This is a genomic window from Novosphingobium sp. MD-1 (genome assembly GCF_001014975.1).
In the GTDB taxonomy this organism is placed as follows: Bacteria; Pseudomonadota; Alphaproteobacteria; order Sphingomonadales; family Sphingomonadaceae; genus Novosphingobium.
This window is the reverse complement of record NZ_BBXA01000028.1, coordinates 34534-52317: the sequence shown is the minus strand read 5'-3', so window position 1 is coordinate 52317 and position 17784 is coordinate 34534. Positions and strand designations below refer to the sequence as shown.

The following is a 17784-nucleotide window of genomic DNA, read 5'->3' as shown; positions in this document are numbered from 1 at the left end:
CGTGCGTGTCACGCCTTGCCGCATCATCGCGCTTCGTCGGCATTGCCATGACACATCGCCTTGCCATTTCCTCGCCATCGCCAGTCAACGGCGTTCATTTTCACGCAAAGGAAACCAGACCATGATGCGCAAGACCATGAACACGATGATCGCCATGCTCGCCGCCACCACCCTGCTTGCCGGTGCCACCGCCGCCGAGGCACGGCAGGGTATGGTGCGCGTTCGCGGCGCCAACGGCGCGGCCACCGGCGTCGCCGGGCCACGCGGCATCGCCGGACGCGCCCACGGCACCTATCAGTCGTCCGACGGCACGGTGACGCACGCCAGCGGCAGCGCGTTCCGGGGCGCCAACGGCAGCCGCGGCTATCGCGGTTCGTCCACGTCCGTTTCGCCCGACGGCACCGTAACGCGCAGCGGACAGGCCGCCGCCAGCGGTGCGCGCGGGTCCGCCAGCAGCGCGGGCAGCTTCACCCGCTCCGCCGACGGCACCTGGAATGGCAGCCGCTCTACCCAGGCGACGAGCGCCACGACCGGCAATTCCTATTCGGGTTCGACCACGATCGATCCCACCACGGGCAAACCCGTCCATTCCGGCACCTGCACCGATGCCTCTGGCGCCACGATTCCCTGCCGCTGATCCCGGCGCTTCCGTATCCCTCCGGCGCGGGGAGCTTCCGGCTTCCCGCGCCTTTCCCGTCGCCAAAAGGAAAAGCGTATGAGAGCCCTTTCGATCGCGCTGGCCGCGCTGGCCATGATCCCCACCCTCGCCCATGCCACCCCTGCCCGCGCCACCGCGCTGCCCGAAGGCGCCGCCGATCGCCTGCGCGAAGCCGATGCCAACGGGGATGGTGCGATCAGCCGCGCCGAACTGGGCGCATGGCGGGTCAGCCAGTGGCAACGCATGGATCGCAACGGCGACGGCGCTTTCTCGCGCGATGACCTGCCCGCGCTGATGCGCAGCCGGTGGGACTCCGATCGTCTGGTCAAGCTGCGCCAGGTCTACGACCGCAATGGCGATGGACGGATCAGCCGCACCGAATTTATCGACGGCCCCGCCCCTGCCTTCGAGGCGGCAGATACCAACCGCGACGGCGTGGTCAGCGCGCAGGAGATGCGGGCGTTGAAAGCCCGCAAGGCCGGCTGAGCCGCCGCCTGCATTCCCGAAACGCGCCCCTTGCAGCCGGACGTTCGGCCGGATCGATCAGCGCTTGATCGGCAATCCGGCCGAAGCCCACGCGTTGAAACCGCCGGCAAGATGCGTATCGACGGCGGCCTGCGCCACCGCGCATTTGTCGAGCGCCATCGCCGAACGCTTGCCCCCAAGGCAATTCAGCACCAGCTTCTTTCCACCCGCATCGGGCAGACGCGAAGCCTGAAACGTCGACAGCGGCATGTTGACCGCGCCGGGAATATGACCGGCAGCGAACTCGTCCGCCTCGCGCACATCCACCACCATCGCCTTGCCATCGTCCAGCAGCGCCGCGAGTTCGGTCGCGCCGATTTCCGCATGCCGGGGCTTTCCGAAACCAAAGACCATTCGTCGTCCTTTCCGAGTCCGAAGGGCGATTTGCGGCGCCCTCACAATTGCTGTTGCTAATATTGTAATTACGTTATATAAGTCAATTGTAATTTACAGAGAGCTATCGGTGAAGGAGCGCGACAATGCACAAGGATTGGCCAGCGATGGCAACCGAACTCTCCGGTGCGATCAAGGAAGTGCGGCTTGGCACGCCGGAGGTGATGAAGGCATTTTCGGCGATGGCCAAGGCCGCTACCGACGCCGGCGCGCTGGATAGCAGGACCAAGGAGCTGATCGCGCTGGCCATCGCCGTGGCGATCCGCTGCGACGGCTGCGTCGCCTTTCACGCCCAGGCGGCGGTGAAGCACGGCGCGACGCGCGAAGAGGTCATGGAAACCATGGGCATGGCGCTCTACATGGGGGCAGGCCCCAGCCTGATGTATGCCGCGCAGGCGGTCGAGGCCTATGACCAGTTCGCGGCAAAGGGCTGATTGCCAGAACGGACGAACCGTATGTCCCCGACCGATGCCGCAATCGTCATCTGCCCCCGGTGTGCGGCGGCCAACCGCGTGCCGCAGGGGCGGCTGACGCAGCATCCCACCTGCGGCAAATGCAAGGCGCCGCTGTTCACCGGCCAGCCGGTGAACGCCACGCTGGCCGCGTTCGACCGGCACGTGGGCAAAGGCACGTTGCCGGTGTTGGTCGATTTCTGGGCCGAATGGTGCGGTCCGTGCAAGATGATGGCGCCTGCGTTCGCCTCGGCCGCGCAGGCACTCGAACCCTCGGTACGGTTGCTGAAGGTCGATACCGAACGCGAACAGGCGCTGGCCGCGCGCTATGGCATCCGTTCGATCCCGACGATGATCCTGTTTTCCGGCGGGCGCGAGGTGGACCGCATCTCCGGCGCGATGGACGCACGCCGCATCGCCGCCTGGGCGCAACGCCCCTGATCGTTGCCGCCCTGCCCCAGCCGTTCGGGGCCGGCCAGCCAGACCGGCTAGCGCAGAGCGCCGGCATCCTGGAGGTTCTCGACACCGCAGTCGGCCATTCTGGCCAAATCCTGCAAGGGCGTCCAGCCTTAGCGGCGCGGCTTTCGGCCCGGTATCTTCGCCATTTGGACGCCTCGACCGCGCCAGTATTGGGTCCTGTCCCCAACGCTTCACCCCAACGCATCACGAGCAAGCCCCCAACCCACGCAAAAGGGGCGACCGTTACCGGCCGCCCCTTCGCTGGCGTTCGTGCGCCGGGGAAGATCAGAACTTCTTGTTCACCGTCACCGCGAATTCGCGTGGCCGGCCGACGTTCGAATAGGCCGTGCCGGCGGACGACGCGAGCGCCTGGAACCGCAACGGCAGGTAGTAATACTTGTCGAACAGGTTCTGCGCTTCCACCGAGATCGACAGATCCTCGTTTGCGTTCCGCCAGGTAATGCGGGCGTTGGCCAACGTGTAGGACGGGTTGTAATCCAGCGGACCGAAGTTGCCGCCGCCCAGCGCGAGGCGCCCGATCGTCTGCTTGCCCACATGCGACAGGTCGATGCGCGGCGTGATCGAACCGGAAGAACCGAGATCGGCGCGGTACTGCACGCCAAGGCTCCACCGCCACTTCGGCGTGGTGATCGGATCGGCCAGACGGATCGATCCGCCCACCGTCGGCCCGATGCGCGACCACGAGCCGTCGATGTAGCTGAGCGAACCATCGATATCGAGACCGGGGATCGGGCTTGCGCTCAGTTCGGCCTCGGCGCCCGCCATATGCCCGTCACCCGCGTTCTGGATCGCCGCGCAGGGGAACGGATCGGTCCCCACGGCAAAGCCGTCAAGCAGCGAACAGTCGCCGATCGGCAGCTGGATATTCTTGTAGTCGTTGTAGAAGCCGGAAAGGTTCAGGCGCAGCTTGCGGTCGAACAGATCGGTCTTCAGGCCGCCTTCGTAAGCGGTCAGCGTTTCCGGCGTGAAGGTGCCGTTCTTCGCCTGCGCCTTGGTGAACGGACGCGCGGTCACACCGCCGCCCTTGAAACCGGTGCTGACGGTCGCATAGGCCAGCACTTGCGGGCTGAAGCGATAGTCGACCGAAATACGCCAGTCGACCTTGTGGCCATCGTACTTGGCAACCGAACCATCCAGCGCGCCGACACCGAAGATATCGACCAGCGGACCGCCGCTCCAGTTCTTGCGAACGAAGGTGTAGTCCTTGTGCTCCTTGGTGTAGCGCAGACCACCGGTGATCGTCAGCCCTTCGACGGGCCGGACGATGACCGTACCGAACGCCGCCTTGCTGTTGGCGTTGACCGGATCGTTGCCCAGGAACTGCAGGAACAGCGGCGGCGCGCCGTGGCCGATATAGCGAATGTCCTGCCGGGTGAAGTAGATCGACTGCTGGTCGTTGTAATAGCCACCCAGGGTCCAGTCGACCATATCGCCGATCTTGCCGTTAAGGCGCAGCTCCTGGCTGAAGAAGCGGAAGCGCAGATCGTTGAAGCCGGCGCCGCCAATGAGCGGATCGGGCGTGTAATCGTCATCGGTGCCAAACTGTTCGCGATATTTACGATAGGCCGTGATCGACTGGATCTTCAGCGAATCGTTCAGCGAAATGTTCAGATTGCTGGAAACGCCCCAGCCCGTGAACTTCGTGGTGTTGGGCATGGTATAGGCTTGCGCGGCCTGCCCGCCAGCCGGAAGGTAGAAACTGGCATAGGTGCAATAGCGGCCGCAGGTGAAATCGATCCCGTCCGATTTCGCCGGGTTGGAATAGGACAGCACACCCGCCGCATTGGTGCGGTTTTCGTAGGTGTAATCCCCGGTCACCGTCCAGTCGATCGTGTCGTTGGGATTGTAACGCAGTGACCCGCGCAGACCCGAATAGTTCTTCTCGCCAAGCTTGGCGACAACGCAGTTCGACGGCGTGGAGGCATTGCCGGCGATACCGAGGGCATTGCCCGGCTTCGCGCAGCCATAGTCAATCTGACTGACATAGCCGTCCTGGCGCTTGAACACCCCGGAAACGCGGGCATAGAGCCCCTCGGCAAGCTTGAAATTGGCACTTCCGCGCAAATCGATGCGGTTGCGGGAACCATAGGCCGCCTCGACCGATCCGCTGTTTTCCGCGGCGGGCTTGGCCGAGAACAACTTGATCGCGCCACCGATGGAGTTCCGGCCCGTCAGCGTTCCCTGCGGACCACGCAGCACTTCCACGCGATCCAGGTCCAGCAAGTCCATGACGCTGCCGGTCAGGGTCGCGAAATAGACGTCATCGACGTAGATGCCGACGCCCGGTTCGTAGGCGGGGTTGAAGTCATACTGGCCGATGCCGCGAATGTAGGCTGCCATCGACGATCCGAAGGCCCCGCCCATCTGCGTGAGCTGTACGTTGGGCGCCTGGGCCGCGATCTGCGAAATATCGGTTTGGTTGCGAGCTTCCAGCAGCTTGGAATCAACCGCCGTGATCGACAACGGCGTGTCTTGCAGGCGTTGCGAACGGAACTGCGCCGTCACCACGATTTCACGCGACGCGGCGGCTTCATCGGATGTTGATTGCGCCTGCGCCGCTTCCTGCGCGAAGGCTGGCATGGCGAGACCAAACGCCAGCGCCGCGGCACTTCCCGCGGAAAAAAGACGCACGATTCCTGCAGTACGGTTGGCGATTGCCATATCCCCTCTCCTGTTAGTATCCTCTACGGGACAGCCTTGCTAATTGTTAGTTAGGCATACAAACTTACCCGTGGCAAGCGCTTCCTGCACCATGTCGCCGCAAAAACGGCGCTGATGCACAAAAGTCACAAAACCACCACCCGCCTGGCTGCCGCCTCTTGCCGTTCGCGCCCGGTGCGGCGATAGGCAACGCCATGACTTCCAAGGCTTCCGCCACGCCCGATCCGCAGACCGGCGGCACCGACAACGTGGCCCTGCTGATCGACCTGCTGAAGCTGGCCACCTTCATCGCCGGCCCGATGCGCGATGGCGTAGCGGAGCCGCTCGCGCTCAGTTCCAACGATCTGCGCGTGATTCTCGCGCTGGGCGGCGAAGGCGAACTGGCGGGGCACGACCTGTCCGAAATCATGGGAGTGCCCCCCATGAATGTCAGCCGCGCGCTGGCCAGCCTGCTGGAACGCGGCCTTGTCGAACTCGGCAGCGATCCGGCGAACCGCCGCCGAAAGCCTTTCCGGCTGAGCGCGCAAGGACGGGCGACTTTCGCCAGCACCCTGCCCGCCATGGAGAAAGTCGGCGGCGCCCTGTTCGTCGATCTCGACAAGGCGGAGCGCATGGCTTTCGGCCAGGCAATGCAGGCCGTGCTGGCGCGTATTCCGGGCTGGATGGACCGTCACAGTCCCGCCTGACGATCGCACCCAAGGTCGGTCATGATGTCGCCTTGCTGGCCAGCACCGCACCGAACCGGGGATGCGCAAAGTGCATCGGCACATCATGGCGGTGCGGCCATGTCTGGCGGATTTCCGCGCTGCGGATTTCATCGGGGCCAAACGGATTTTCGGGATAGCATTCGGTCAAGGGCTGGAGATGCGCGGTGGTCTTCGACCAGCCGGCTTCGTACTCGCCCTGCCACTGCATCATGTAGTCCAGCCGCTTGATCTTCCAAACACCATCTTCGCGCACGTAATCGTTCTCGTAGATCCCCGCTTCCATGAACTGGAGCGGCAAACCCTGCGGCTTGAAGGCGCGCGATTCATGGCTGCCGCCAAACAGCACGGCACGGAACCGGCCCTTCGCGGTCTGCCGGTCCGGCGCAACGGTAATGATGTCCTGCATCTGGAAATGATCGAGCAGGAAACCATAGGCCGGCGCTTCCTCGCCCGGCGCAAGGAACAGGCTGCGGAACCACGTGCCATAGAGCCGACGCGCGCCTTCCCGCCCGCGGTAGATGCCCGAAAGGAAGATCACCTCGCCGTCCTCGGCAAAAAGCTCTGCCACGTCGTCGGCGCGGTTGAAGTCGATGTAATAGCCATAGGCCCAGTGCAGGCGGCGGATGGCGTTGGCGTCCTCCAGCAAGCCCACACGGCTTTCCAGCGCCTCCAGGCGGGCAGCAACATCCGTCATTTCAACTCTCCCAATTTCGATCTTTGTATGTAACACTAACAATAACAATCGATGGAACCATTGCGAGAGGAAAACATGGCGCTTGCCCAAAAAGACGGTTCGGAATGGTCCGGCCAGGTCGCGTTCGTAACGGGTGGTGTCACAGGGATCGGCCTTGGCGTGGCGCAGGCGCTCAGCGATGCCGGCTTGCGGCTGGCGCTCAGCTATCGCAACGAGGCCCACCGCGAACTGACCGCGCGCTGGTTTGCCGATAAAGGGCGGGAACAGCCGCTGTTCGTGCCGCTGGATGTAACCGACCGCGCCGGCTTCGCCGAAGCGGCCGAGGCCGTGGAAAGGCATTTCGGCGCGGTGCACGTGCTGGTGAACAACGCCGGTGTCAGCGTGTTCGGCCCCACCGACGAGGCGAGCTATGCCGACTACGACTGGATCATGGGCGTCAATTTCGGCGGCGTGGTCAACGGACTGGTTAGCTTCCTGCCCAAGCTCAAGGCGGCCGGGGGAGCGCGTCACGTCGTCAACATCGCCTCGATGGCGGCCTTCCTGCCGGGGCCGCAAGCCGGCATCTACACCGCCAGCAAGTTCGCCGTGCGCGGCCTGACCGAATCGCTGCGCTACAACCTAGCGCCCCACGGCATCGGCTGTTCGCTGTGCTGCCCCGCGCTGACCCGGACCAACGCATGGGATTCGGCGCTCAAGCGCCCGGATAGCTTCGCCGAGAGCGGCTTTGCCCCCGTCGCCCGGGCCGAGCTGGAGCAGTTCGGAACGGCTTTCGAGGCTGGCATGGACCCTTACGAAGTCGGCCGCAAGGTGTTCGCGGGCGTGGTCGAAGACAGGGCGCTGATCCTCACGCATCCGGAATTCAGCGAGGATTTCGAGGAAATATTCCGGGACAGCGTGAACGCCCTGCCCAACGAGGAAGCGCCGCCCGCCCGGCTCGAAATCGAACGCCTGCGCCGCGCGGCAAACAAGACGGCAAAGGCCGGCCGGATCATCGGTCTTTCCGATCTCACCTGAAGGCCATCGGTTGCGCCGCGCGGCTTCGCCGCTATCCTTCCGATCGGCGGGGATTTCGCGGAGAGAAGACGATGTGCGATCAGGATACGGAAGCCGATAACGAAAGCTGGCTGGCGCTGAACCGCCGGCAATTCACCGCCCTGGGCGCGGGCGCGGCGGCGATGGCGATCGTTCCCGGCTGCATGGCCCAGACGCATGACGGCGCGGGCGGCATCAGGACGGCCAGCCGCGCGGTGACAATCACCACGCCCGACGGCAAGGCCGACGCCTTCTTCGTCCACCCCGAAGGCGGCAAGCATCCCGCCGTGATCCTGTGGCCCGATATCGCCGGCCTGCGCGATGCCTACAAAACCATGGGCACGCGGCTGGCGGAAGCGGGCTACGCCGTGCTCGTGGTCAACCACTACTATCGCTCCAGCCCGGCGCCCATTCTCAACAGCCTGTCGGAATGGCGATCGCCCGAAGGGCAGCAGAAGCTGGCGCCGATGATCGCGGCGATCACTCCGGCGGGTACCGTGCGCGATGCGGCTGCCTTCGTCGCCTGGCTGGATGGGCAGGCGGAAGTGGATACCAGCCGGAAGATCGGCACCTGCGGCTATTGCATGGGCGGACCGTTCACCGTCCGCACCGCGCTGGCCAATCCCGCGCGTGTCGGCGCGGCAGCTTCGTTCCATGGCGCCAGCCTGGTCAACGATACGCCCGACAGCCCGCACAAGCTGCTTGCGCAGACGCAGGCGGCCTACCTCTTCGCGATCGCGCAGAACGATGACGCCCGCGCGCCCGACGACAAGGTGCGGTTGCGCGAAGCGGCCGACGCGGCGAAGCGGCCCGCCGAGATCGAAGTCTATCCCGCCCAGCACGGCTGGTGCACGATCGACGCGCCGATCTACGACAAGGCGCAGGCCGAAAAGGCATGGGGTCGCATGCTCGCGCTGTACAAGCAGTATCTCTGAGAGGGTCTGTCAGGCGGAAATGCTGCGCGCCGCCTGGCGCAGCATTTCCGCATTTTCCACGATCATCCGGCCCGTCGAGCAGGGTTTGCGCCCCGTCAGCCGCTCGACGTGGTCGGAGCGGATTTCCAGGAACCCTTCGCGGATCGCCCGGCCGAACGAGACCATGTCATCGCTGTTCCACGGAATGCCGTTGACGGACTGGTCATCGACGGGCCGGCGCGGAATGCCCATGGCGTCGAAGATCGCGTACTGGGTCGCGTCATCCACCGGCTCATAAGTCAACGGCTGCCCGGTAGCCTCCGCCATCAGAGCCGCCACGTCGCGAAAGCTCTGCAATTCCGGTCCGGTAATGTCGTAAGTGCGTCCTAGGTGCCCCTCGCCAACCAGCACCGCTACGGCGCAATCGATGCAATCGTCCCGCCAGACCATCGCCTCACGCCCGTCGCCGGCATTGCTGGTCCACTTGCCCGCCTGCAGCACGCCCGGCCCCGCCATCAGCACCATCGCATCGGCATAGTGCGCATCGCGCAGCATGGTCCAGCCGCAGCCCGAGGCGCGGATGAGCCGTTCGGTCTCGATATGATCGTGCCGCACTTCGGCCGGGTTGGCCGGATCGTCGATGCCGACGAAGCTGGTGTAGACGATCTGCCACACCCCGGCCGATGCCGCCGCCGCAATCGCCGCCCGGTGCTGCTCCACGCGCGCGCCCACCCGCGTCCCGCTGATCAGCAGCATCCGGTCCGCCCCGACCACTGCTTCGGCCAGCGTCTCCGGCAGGTCGAAATCGCCATAACGCACCGTGCAGCCTTGCGCCGCGCGGTGCGCCAGCTTTTCCGGCTTGCGCGTGATCAGGATCAGATCGGCCCCGCGCCCTTGCGCGATAAGCCGGTCCGTCACCCCTTGCCCATAGTTGCCGGAAGCGCCGGTGATGACGATCCGCGTCACGCCGCCGCCGCGTCCAGTTGCGCCTGCGGCACCCACCAGCCATGCACCTGCGGGCGCAGCCGCGCGGGGATCGCCACTTTCCCCCCCGCCCCCGCCGCGAGGTTGCCGGCATCGACCACCCAGGCCTCGTGCACGAAGCTGTTGTCGCCGACCTGCCGATCCACGATCATGACCAGCCAGCCGTCATGCGCCGGGTCCTTCGCCGGCACGTGTACCGGCTCGTTATAGCCGGCCTGCGGCGGCAGGGGCAGCGCCTGCGAGACGTGCGGCGCGCCCGTGTCCATCCCGTCCAGCCGGACCAGCAGGTTGAAGCTGACGCCTACCGGCCCGGCGAAAAGCGGCGGTCCCTGCAGGTCCGGATTCATCGACAGCATCCAGCCATGGCCATAGCGGCGCCCCTGCTTCGCGGCGGGGATCACCGGGAAATCGCCGGGAGGGCCGATGATCGTTTCGGTCACGTCGCCACCCTCTGCCGTGGGATCGACGGTCCAGCGAGTCAACGCGCCCTGGACCTCCTGCGGCGCCATGAAGATGCCCGATGGTTCGCGGATGAAGGCAAAGGCGTTGGTGTTGTTGAGGCACGCATCGAAGTGCAGCAGCCCGCGCTCATCCTCCCACGCGTTCATCATGTGGTAGGAGTGGCACCCCTTCGGCCCCTTGAACCACCGGATTTCCGATACGTTGCCATAGCGCGGCATCACGCCCAGCCAGGAAGCGAGTTCCGGTTCGTGGTGCCAGTGTTCGTCCCCGGCCTTGATGCGCTCCAGATCGGCGGTCGTCGGATAGATCGGGAACAGCGCATAGTTCTCGCTGATCGTGAAATCGTGCATCATCGCGCAGTACGGCGCATCGAACCACTGTTCCGACTTCAGCGTGCCATCAGGGCCGACGATGCAGTAGGCGACTTTCTTCGAGGCGAGGCCATCCGCCTCGTAGCCATAGAAGAACAGCTCGCCGGTACTCGCGTCGATCCGCACATGCGCGGTCATCGTCTCGGACTTCAGCGCGCCATCGAAGTCATGCGAACCGATGGTTTCGAGCGTAGCGGGATCGACGCGATAGGGGCGCCCATCCTCCTTCGCCATCAGCAGACGGCCGGCGTGCCAGACCGGCGTGGTGTTGGCGACCGTGCGGTCGATCCCGCGCACGTCCTCGTCATCGGTAAAGGGATTGCGGTATTTGCCGAAGCGCGCCCGGCCCAATTCCTTTTCCGCCTTGTGCCGCGCCGTTTCCACGAAGCGGATGGCGAAGTCCGCCGTGCCGTCCGCGTTGAACGACAGGCGGCTGACCATGCCATCGCCCGACAGCGTGTGATCGCTGGCGAACTTGGGCGGATAGGCCGGGTCGGGAACCGCGCGGAAGAAGCTGCCGCGCACTTCGGCCGGCAGCGCACCCTCCACCGTCAGCCCCTTCAATTCGACCTCCTGGCCAACCGGCTCGTTCAGGCCGGTGAAATACGGAGTCTGCGGGAAAGCGCCCATCGATCCTCATCCTAACAATTGTTATTATTTCTCCTTACAGGGTGAAACGGGCGATGCCAACCGATTCCGCAACGGCGCTCGCCACGATTGGCAATGGGCGGAACTGCAGCATTCGCGCTTTTCGTCCGCGCCAAAAACGGAAAGGACCGCCGCCGCGAAAGCGACGACGGTCCTGGAAGCTGCCTTCCCGCTGAGCGGGTAAATCGGCCTCCTCTCCAACCGGTCAGAAGTCCTTCCTGAAACACCCGGCGCTGGCGAACGGCTCGTACAGCGATGTGAAGTGGGGCGTGATCAACAGGGTCCGGACTTCAAACGAAACGGGCTGCGACTCCTTGCTTTGGCGCTTGTCGGCAAGCGAGCGTTTCCGGGAAAATAGCCTTCTAAGCGGCGCGGTGCAATCATTGTTGCAAAGGGGGCGCCACGGGGCGCCGCAATTACACCACCGGCGGACGGGATCACGCCCACCACCAGGCCGTCGCGCGCATTTCGATGCTGACGCGGGGCGGCGCGTCGGGCGGGCAATCGGGCAGGTCGAACGCCACGTGGGGAACGTGATGCGCCCTGGCCTCGTCGGTATCGTTGGTCTTGAACAGGATCGCCTCATCGCGCGTCAGCGCGGGGAAATAGTTCCAGCGATGCGCGGCATTGTGCGCGACGACCAGCCCTTCGAACGACCACTCCGGCTTGCCCTCCTCATCGAACACGGCATCGGCTTCGATCAGGTCATCCCGCACCAGCGTGCGGGCATCGCACAGGGCCAGCGGCACGTCCTGCGGCGGGGGCGAGATCGCGCGCCATACGTTGTAGTGCGCGCAGCGCACGAACGGCCTGCCCGCCGCACCGCGTTCGCCGAACAGCGCGGCGGTCCCGTCCGAAATGTCGATATGCGCGAAGCGCGCCGGCATGGAATTGTTGAGGCTGCCCGCCCGACCCGACCGTTCGCTGAAGCGCAGCAGGCCGGGGCTGCCGACGTGGACATGATCCGCCCCGGTCACCCCGCGAACTAGCTCCGCGATCTCGTGCATATGCAGTGAAACGACCTGTTCGCGGTCCGCGAAATCGGAAACGGCGCTGCGATGGGCGACGAGCTGGAAACCCTCACGGTCGATCGCGGTTCCCCCAGCGCGCGCATCATGCATCGGCATGGGCATCGGGGCGATATCCACCTCATCCCGCTCATGCGCGTTGGCATAGTAGCGCGGTCGGGCGAAGCGGCGGCCCGAATAGGCGATGAGCGCTTCCATCACGGCATCCTTCTCCTGCGCCCGCCGTTGCCCGCGGGCCAACTGGAGAAAAGACCACAATTGTTAGCATTGCAAACAGAAAGGCCCGCTTCACCAACCGGCGAAGCGGGCCTTCCAGGAAACGGTAGGAGAATCAGCCCTGCGCGAGCTGCTGTTCCAGTTCGCCCAGCACGCGGTAGCAATCGAACACCTTGGCCACCGAGCTGTTGGGATCGCGGCCTTCGCGGATCGCGCTGACGAATTCGCGGTCCTGCAGTTCGATGCCGTTCATGCTGACCGCAACCTTCGATACGTCGATCGGCTCTTCCTTGCCATTCACCAGATCGTCGTAACGCGCGATATAGGTCGCGGTATCGCCGATGTAACGGAAGAAGGTGCCCAGCGGCCCGTCGTTGTTGAACGATAGCGACAGCGTGCAGATCGCACCGCTTTCGCTCTTGAGCTGGATCGACATGTCCATGGCGATGCCCAGCTCCGGATGGATCGGGCCTTCCACCGCGTTGGCCTTGACGATCTTGCCCGCCTGATAGGCGAACAGGTCCACCGTGTGCGCGGCGTGGTGCCACAGCAGGTGGTCGGTCCACGAACGCGGTTCACCCTTGGCGTTGATGTTCTTGCGGCGGAAGAAATAGGTCTGCACGTCCATCTGCTGGACGTTGAACTCGCCCGCCTTGATCCGGTTGTGCACGAACTGGTGGCTGGGATTGAAGCGGCGGGTGTGGCCGACCATGCAGACCTTGCCGGTTTCCTCCTGCACGCGCAGCACGTCCTGCGAATCCGCCCAGCTATCGGCCAGCGGAATTTCCACCTGCACGTGCTTGCCCGCCTTCATGCAGGCGATGGCCTGCGATGCGTGCATCTGGGTGGGCGTGCACAGGATCACGGCGTCCACGTCGTCGCGCGCCAAGGCGTCTTCCAGTTCGGTGGACGAATGCTTCGCGCCATACTTGGCGGCAACGGCGGCGGCCTGTTCGCCGGTGCGGCTGATGATCGAGACGATTTCGACGCCATCGATGTTCTTCAGGCCATCGAGGTGCTTTTCGCCGAACGCGCCGGCGCCTGCGAGGGCGATACGCATGGGGTCAGTTCCTTCAAAAAAGACCGGGCGGCCCGCAAGCCGCCCGGCAGGGTGGATCGGAGTGTCAGTCCGCCGGTTCGAGCACGATGTGCCCGATGGCGGTGTTCGAACAGGGAATGTGGTAGTGGCGGTTCAGCCGCTTGACCTTCTTGCCCAGCGCGCCGCGCATGATCAGCCACATCACCATTTCGATGCCTTCGCTGCCGGTTTCGCGCAGGTATTCGATGTGCGGGATATGGCGCACATCGTCGTTGTCCGCTTCCAGCAGATCAAGGAACTTGTTGTCCCATTCGCGGTTCAGCAGGCCGGCGCGCGGCCCCTGAAGCTGGTGGCTCATGCCGCCGGTGCCCCAGATCTGCACGTTCAGGTCTTCGGGGAAGCTTTCCACCGCGCGGGCAATCGCCTCGCCCAGCGCCCAGCAGCGGTTGCCCGAAGGCACCGGATAAGTGACGACGTTCACCGCCAGCGGCACCACCTTAACCGGCCACTTTTCCGGCTGGCCGAACATCATCGACAGCGGCACGGTCAGCCCGTGATCCACGTCCATCTCGTTGATGATGGTCATGTCGAAATCGTCGAGGATCAGGCTCTGCGCGATGTGCCAGGCAAGATCGGCGTGGCCTTCCACGTCGGGCACCGGCCGCGGCCCCCAGCCTTCGTCGGCCGACTTGTAGTGCTCACCGCAACCGATCGCGAACGTCGGGATGATGTTCGCGTCAAAGGCGGAAGCATGGTCGTTATAGACCAGGATCACCACGTCGGGCTTCGTTTCCTTTTCCCATTCGCGGGTCCATTCGTACCCCTTGAAGATCGGGCCGAAGTAATCGTCCTGCCACTTGCCCTGGTCGACAGCGACACCCAGCAGCGGCACGTGGCTGGAGCCAACGCCAGCGGTAATACGGGCCATCTCAGTAGCCTCCCTTGATCGAACGGTTGCCTTCCGGCGAGCGGCCGCCGTTGAGCATCATCTGCTGGTATTCGGGGAACGTCATGTCGGTCATCGTCGACACGGCCTGGGCGAAGCTGAACCCGTCGGTCGAAAACAGCTTGGACAGGAAATAGACGTTTCCGCCCAGATCGAGCAGCCGGTTGTAATCCCGCGCCAGCAGCGCTTCCTTGGCCTCGTCGGAAATGTTCCATTCGTCGAGGTAGGCCTTTTCATCGGCCTTGAAGCGTTCGCGATTGTCGGCCTTCATCAGGCTCATCGCGAACTGGTTGATCCAGTATCCCCGCCGGGCGCGCTTGGCCGTGTAGACCCGCGTGCCGGGGATATCGTCGAACTCGGCCAGGTATTCGTGGATATTCTGCCGAGCCTTTTCGCCAGCGTCTTTCTGGTTGCTCACAGGCCCCTCTCCTTCAGTTTGGCGTCGAGACGCGGGAACACGCGGCGGGCGTTGCCTTCGAAGATCGCGTGGCGTTCCGCGTCCGAGATAGCGAGCGCATCGACATAGCGCTTGGTGTCGTCGAAATAGAAACCGGTGGTCGGATCGATCCCGCGCACCGCGCCGACCATTTCCGATCCGAACAGGATGTTCTTGTTCTCGATCACGTCGGCCAGCAGATCGATGCCCGGCTGGTGATAGACGCAGGTATCGAAGAACACGTTGTTCATCAGGTGCGTGTCGAGGCCGGGCTTCTTCAGCATGTCCGCCAGCCCGCGATACCGGCCCCAGTGATAGGGCACCGCGCCGCCGCCGTGCGGGATGATGAAGCGCAGGGTCGGGAACCGGCCAAACAGGTCACCTTCCAGCAACTGCATGAAGGCGATCGTGTCGGCCGCGATGTAATAGCCGCCGGTGGCGTGCATCGCCGGGTTGCACGAACCCGAAACGTGGATCATCGCCGGCACGTCCAGTTCCACCATCTTCTCGTAGAACGGGAACCAGTATTCGTCCGTCAGCGGCGGATGCTTGAAGTGCCCGCCGCCCGGATCGGGATTGAGGTTGCAGCCGATGAAGCCCAGCTCGTTGACGCAGCGCTCCAGCTCCGCAATCGAGCTGGTCATGTCCGCTTCGGGCGACTGCGGCAGCATGCACACGCCCGCGAAGGTTTCGGGATAGAGGCGCACCACGCGCGCGATCAGATCGTTGCAGACCTGCGCCCACTTCACCGCAACCGACTGGTCGCCCACATGCGGCGCCATCGCCGAAGCGCGGGGGCTGAAGATCGTCATGTCCGCGCCGCGTTCCTTGAGCAGGCGCAGCTGGTTGCCCTCGATCGTCTCGCGGATCTCGTCGTCCGAGATTTCGGGATAGGGCGGGCACTCGGTCCCGGCCTTGAACGCGGCCTTCTGCTTCTCGCGCCATTCGTCGTGCGCCTTGGGCAGCACGGTGTAGTGGCCGTGGCAGTCGATGATCATGGTCATTCGCTCGTCACTCCAATCCCAACCCTACCTCCGTTCGTGTCGAGCGAAGTCGAGACACCCGCGCTGGGCATCTCGACCTCGCTCGATGCGAACGGAATTGCTTTTCCGGCCTGCTCGCGCTGGCGGCGCACGGTGCCGCTGGTCATCACCGGTTCGATACCCAGCGATTCCAGCGCCTTGCAGCTTTCCTCCATCTCGGCGGCGCGGCGAATGCCGTGCGTGGTCATGCGCTCGACGTTGTAGGCGGCGCGGACCGTCCAGCTTTCCCGCTTCTCGCTGGCGTCGAGCGAGGCCAGCACCTCGTCGACCACGCCGGCGGCGCTCGCCGCCAGCATCATCTCGGCCGTCAGTGCCTCGATGCCCTTGACCATGATCGACCGGATCATCTTGATCGCGCTCGCCCGGCCGATCTCGGCCCCCACGATGCGCACGTTGGCGAACCCGGCTTCACGCAGCAACGCTTCCGCGTCGGCCGCGGCGTCGCCCGCCAGCAGCAGCGGCACGTTCATGCGCGCGGGATGGACCGGCGCCAGCACCGCCACGTCGACATAGCGCCCGCCCGCCGCCTCGATCGCCTTCGCAGCGGCGCGCTTGGTGTCGGGCGCCACCGAATTCATGTCGCACCAGATCGCCCCCGCCTTCAGCAACCCGGCATAGTCGCGCGCCGCCGGCAGGGCGGAATCCGCCGTCACCAGCGAAAGCGCGAAGTCCGCGCTGGTCAGCGCACATTCGGCGGTGGCGCAGGCGACGACGCCAGCCTCCTCCATCACCGCGCGCCGCGCGGGATTGATGTCATAGGCCAGCGCGCCCGCTTCCCAGCCGGCGGCCTTGGCGAATGTGGACCCGGCTTCGCCGAACCCGATCAGGGCAAGTGTGGCATCCATCGATCGCCCTCCTGCGCGGAGAGGCCCGCGCCGGGAAATGCAAAGATGGGCGCGGGCATAAATTTATGCGAAACCCGCTTGCGCCACCTCATGCAGCAGCGTGACGAACGCGGCCTGCGGCGCGGTGGGCCGCCAGCCCTGCCGCGTGGTGATCCCGATCGTGCGCGTGACCGGAACCGGCGGCGGCCGCATCGCCAGCACGCCGGCATCCAGTTCCACCGCCAGTTGCGCGGGCGACAGCAGCGTCAGGGCATCGCTTCCCCGCAGCAACTGGCGCACCGTCAGCACCGATCCGCATTCGATGCCCACGTGCGGCGGCTCCGCCCCCACCGCGCGCATCATCGCTTCCCAATAGTGCCGCAACGGCGTGTCCCGCCCCGACAATATCCAGGGATAGGCGGTCATCGCCGCGCCATCGACAGCGGGCAGCGCCAGCAGCGGATGGCCCGCGCGCATCACCAGCGCGGGGCGATCCTCGAACACGGCGAGCTGTTCCAGATCGTCGAGCAGGGCCGCCTCGCGCAGGGCGCCCAGCATCAGGTCGATCTCGCCATCGCGCAGCGGCCCGGCCAGCTCGGCATGGCTGCCTTCCATCACCGCGACATCCACGCCCGGCCAGTCGCGCACGAAGCGCAGCACCGTTTCCGGCAGCCAGCGCGCGCGCGACAGCGGCATTGCCCCCACCACGATGCGCCCGGCAGCCTTGCCCTGCCAGGCCGCCACTTCGGCAAGGCCCGCGCGCAGTTCCGCCATGGCAAGGCCGAACCCTCGCGCGCGCCGCTCCCCGGCCGGCGTCAGCATCACCGAACGGCCGCGCCGGTCGACCAGCCGCTGGCCCAGCGCCACCGCCAGATCGGCCACGGCGCGGTGCAGCGAGGCGGTGGAAAGCCCGGTCTCCTCGGCCGCGACGGCATAGCTACCCGCCCGCGCCAGTGCCAGGAACGCGCGCATCTGCGTGCCGGTCACGCGCGGGGAACCGATATGCGCCAGGGCCGCGTCGGCGCGTGGCGCCAGCAGCAGCGCGGGTTCCGTCGGCGTCATGCCGGCCGCGCCGCGCTCGAACAGCGCGCAGCCGAGGTCCGCCTCCAGCCGGGCGATCGCCTGCGTCAACGCCGGCTGCGTCAGGTTGATGGCGCGGGCGGCGCGCGTCACGCTGCCATGGTGCACCGTGGCCGCCAGCGCGGCGAAGTGGCGGATATTGAGAGGCCGCTCGCTCATTCCGCTCGCTTAGCATTTCCTTATGCCCTGCG

19 protein-coding genes are annotated in these 17784 nt (G+C 65.3%); 7 read left to right on the top strand and 12 right to left on the bottom strand.

What is annotated here, in order from left to right; genetic code table 11:
- The first annotated feature begins 121 nt into the window (after positions 1-121).
- Positions 122-637 (top strand): hypothetical protein, encoded by a 516-nt coding sequence (locus NMD1_RS11190; RefSeq protein WP_125954816.1) that lies wholly within the window; start codon positions 122-124, stop codon positions 635-637.
- Between the two features lie 78 nt (positions 638-715).
- Complete coding sequence (locus NMD1_RS11185; protein WP_125954815.1) at positions 716-1144, top strand: EF-hand domain-containing protein; 429 nt, start codon at positions 716-718, stop codon at positions 1142-1144.
- 57 nt (positions 1145-1201) lie between these two features.
- Here NMD1_RS11185 and NMD1_RS11180 read toward each other — a convergent pair whose 3' ends face one another.
- Positions 1202-1537 carry a rhodanese-like domain-containing protein gene (locus NMD1_RS11180; RefSeq protein WP_124807781.1) on the bottom strand — a complete coding sequence of 112 codons (336 nt, stop codon included), beginning with the start codon at positions 1535-1537 and terminating at the stop codon, positions 1202-1204.
- Between the two features lie 125 nt (positions 1538-1662).
- Here NMD1_RS11180 and NMD1_RS11175 point away from each other — a divergent pair, with 125 nt between their 5' ends.
- Both NMD1_RS11175 and trxC read left to right on the top strand, forming a co-directional pair.
- On the top strand, positions 1663-2010 hold the full coding sequence (locus NMD1_RS11175) for a carboxymuconolactone decarboxylase family protein (protein WP_124807782.1): 348 nt from the start codon (positions 1663-1665) through the stop codon (positions 2008-2010).
- Between the two features lie 21 nt (positions 2011-2031).
- Positions 2032-2469, top strand: coding sequence for a thioredoxin TrxC (trxC, locus tag NMD1_RS11170; protein ID WP_124807783.1), 438 nt, complete (start codon positions 2032-2034; stop codon positions 2467-2469).
- A gap of 303 nt (positions 2470-2772) precedes the next feature.
- Here the strand turns inward: trxC and NMD1_RS11165 are convergent, their stop codons facing one another.
- Complete coding sequence (locus NMD1_RS11165; protein ID WP_124807784.1) at positions 2773-5169, bottom strand: TonB-dependent receptor; 2397 nt, start codon at positions 5167-5169, stop codon at positions 2773-2775.
- Positions 5170-5363: 194 nt separating this feature from the next.
- On the opposite strand from NMD1_RS11165, the gene NMD1_RS11160 reads away from it, so the two are divergent.
- Entirely contained in the window at positions 5364-5855 is a 492-nt protein-coding gene (locus tag NMD1_RS11160) for a MarR family winged helix-turn-helix transcriptional regulator (protein ID WP_125954814.1), read from the top strand.
- 19 nt (positions 5856-5874) lie between these two features.
- Here the strand turns inward: NMD1_RS11160 and NMD1_RS11155 are convergent, their stop codons facing one another.
- Complete coding sequence (locus NMD1_RS11155) at positions 5875-6570, bottom strand: nuclear transport factor 2 family protein (RefSeq protein ID WP_125954813.1); 696 nt, start codon at positions 6568-6570, stop codon at positions 5875-5877.
- A gap of 75 nt (positions 6571-6645) precedes the next feature.
- Between NMD1_RS11155 and NMD1_RS11150 the strand changes: the two genes are divergently transcribed.
- Together NMD1_RS11150 and NMD1_RS11145 are read left to right on the top strand one after the other, a co-directional pair.
- A complete protein-coding gene (locus NMD1_RS11150; RefSeq protein WP_125954812.1) occupies positions 6646-7584 on the top strand; it encodes an SDR family oxidoreductase in 939 nt (312 codons plus the stop codon).
- Positions 7585-7655: 71 nt separating this feature from the next.
- A complete protein-coding gene (locus NMD1_RS11145) occupies positions 7656-8537 on the top strand; it encodes a dienelactone hydrolase family protein (RefSeq protein WP_125954811.1) in 882 nt (293 codons plus the stop codon).
- Between the two features lie 9 nt (positions 8538-8546).
- Here the strand turns inward: NMD1_RS11145 and NMD1_RS11140 are convergent, their stop codons facing one another.
- The 9 genes from NMD1_RS11140 to NMD1_RS11100 all read right to left on the bottom strand — a co-directional run bounded on the left by NMD1_RS11140 (position 8547) and on the right by NMD1_RS11100 (position 17752).
- Entirely contained in the window at positions 8547-9482 is a 936-nt protein-coding gene (locus tag NMD1_RS11140; RefSeq protein WP_125954810.1) for an NAD(P)H-binding protein, read from the bottom strand.
- Positions 9479-10963: a carotenoid oxygenase family protein gene (locus NMD1_RS11135; protein WP_125954809.1), complete on the bottom strand. Its 1485-nt coding sequence runs from the start codon at positions 10961-10963 to the stop codon at positions 9479-9481. Before NMD1_RS11135 ends, NMD1_RS11140 begins: the two co-directional genes overlap by 4 nt.
- Before the next feature lie 455 nt (positions 10964-11418).
- Positions 11419-12207, bottom strand: a complete 789-nt coding sequence (locus NMD1_RS11130) for a CmcJ/NvfI family oxidoreductase (protein ID WP_125954859.1) — start codon at positions 12205-12207, stop codon at positions 11419-11421.
- A 133-nt stretch (positions 12208-12340) separates the two neighbouring features.
- Positions 12341-13285 (bottom strand): Gfo/Idh/MocA family oxidoreductase, encoded by a 945-nt coding sequence (locus NMD1_RS11125; protein ID WP_124807792.1) that lies wholly within the window; start codon positions 13283-13285, stop codon positions 12341-12343.
- Between the two features lie 64 nt (positions 13286-13349).
- Positions 13350-14192, bottom strand: coding sequence for a class III extradiol dioxygenase subunit beta (locus NMD1_RS11120; RefSeq protein ID WP_124807793.1), 843 nt, complete (start codon positions 14190-14192; stop codon positions 13350-13352).
- A 1-nt stretch (position 14193) separates the two neighbouring features.
- Entirely contained in the window at positions 14194-14628 is a 435-nt protein-coding gene (gene ligA / locus NMD1_RS11115; protein WP_124807794.1) for a protocatechuate 4,5-dioxygenase subunit alpha, read from the bottom strand.
- Complete coding sequence (locus NMD1_RS11110) at positions 14625-15650, bottom strand: amidohydrolase family protein (RefSeq protein ID WP_125954808.1); 1026 nt, start codon at positions 15648-15650, stop codon at positions 14625-14627. The genes ligA and NMD1_RS11110 overlap by 4 nt, the downstream gene beginning before the upstream one ends.
- Positions 15647-16534: an NAD(P)-dependent oxidoreductase gene (locus NMD1_RS11105; protein ID WP_125954807.1), complete on the bottom strand. Its 888-nt coding sequence runs from the start codon at positions 16532-16534 to the stop codon at positions 15647-15649. The genes NMD1_RS11110 and NMD1_RS11105 overlap by 4 nt, the downstream gene beginning before the upstream one ends.
- Positions 16535-16597: 63 nt before the next feature.
- Positions 16598-17752, bottom strand: a complete 1155-nt coding sequence (locus NMD1_RS11100) for a LysR family transcriptional regulator (RefSeq protein ID WP_125954806.1) — start codon at positions 17750-17752, stop codon at positions 16598-16600.
- Positions 17753-17784: the final 32 nt, after the last annotated feature.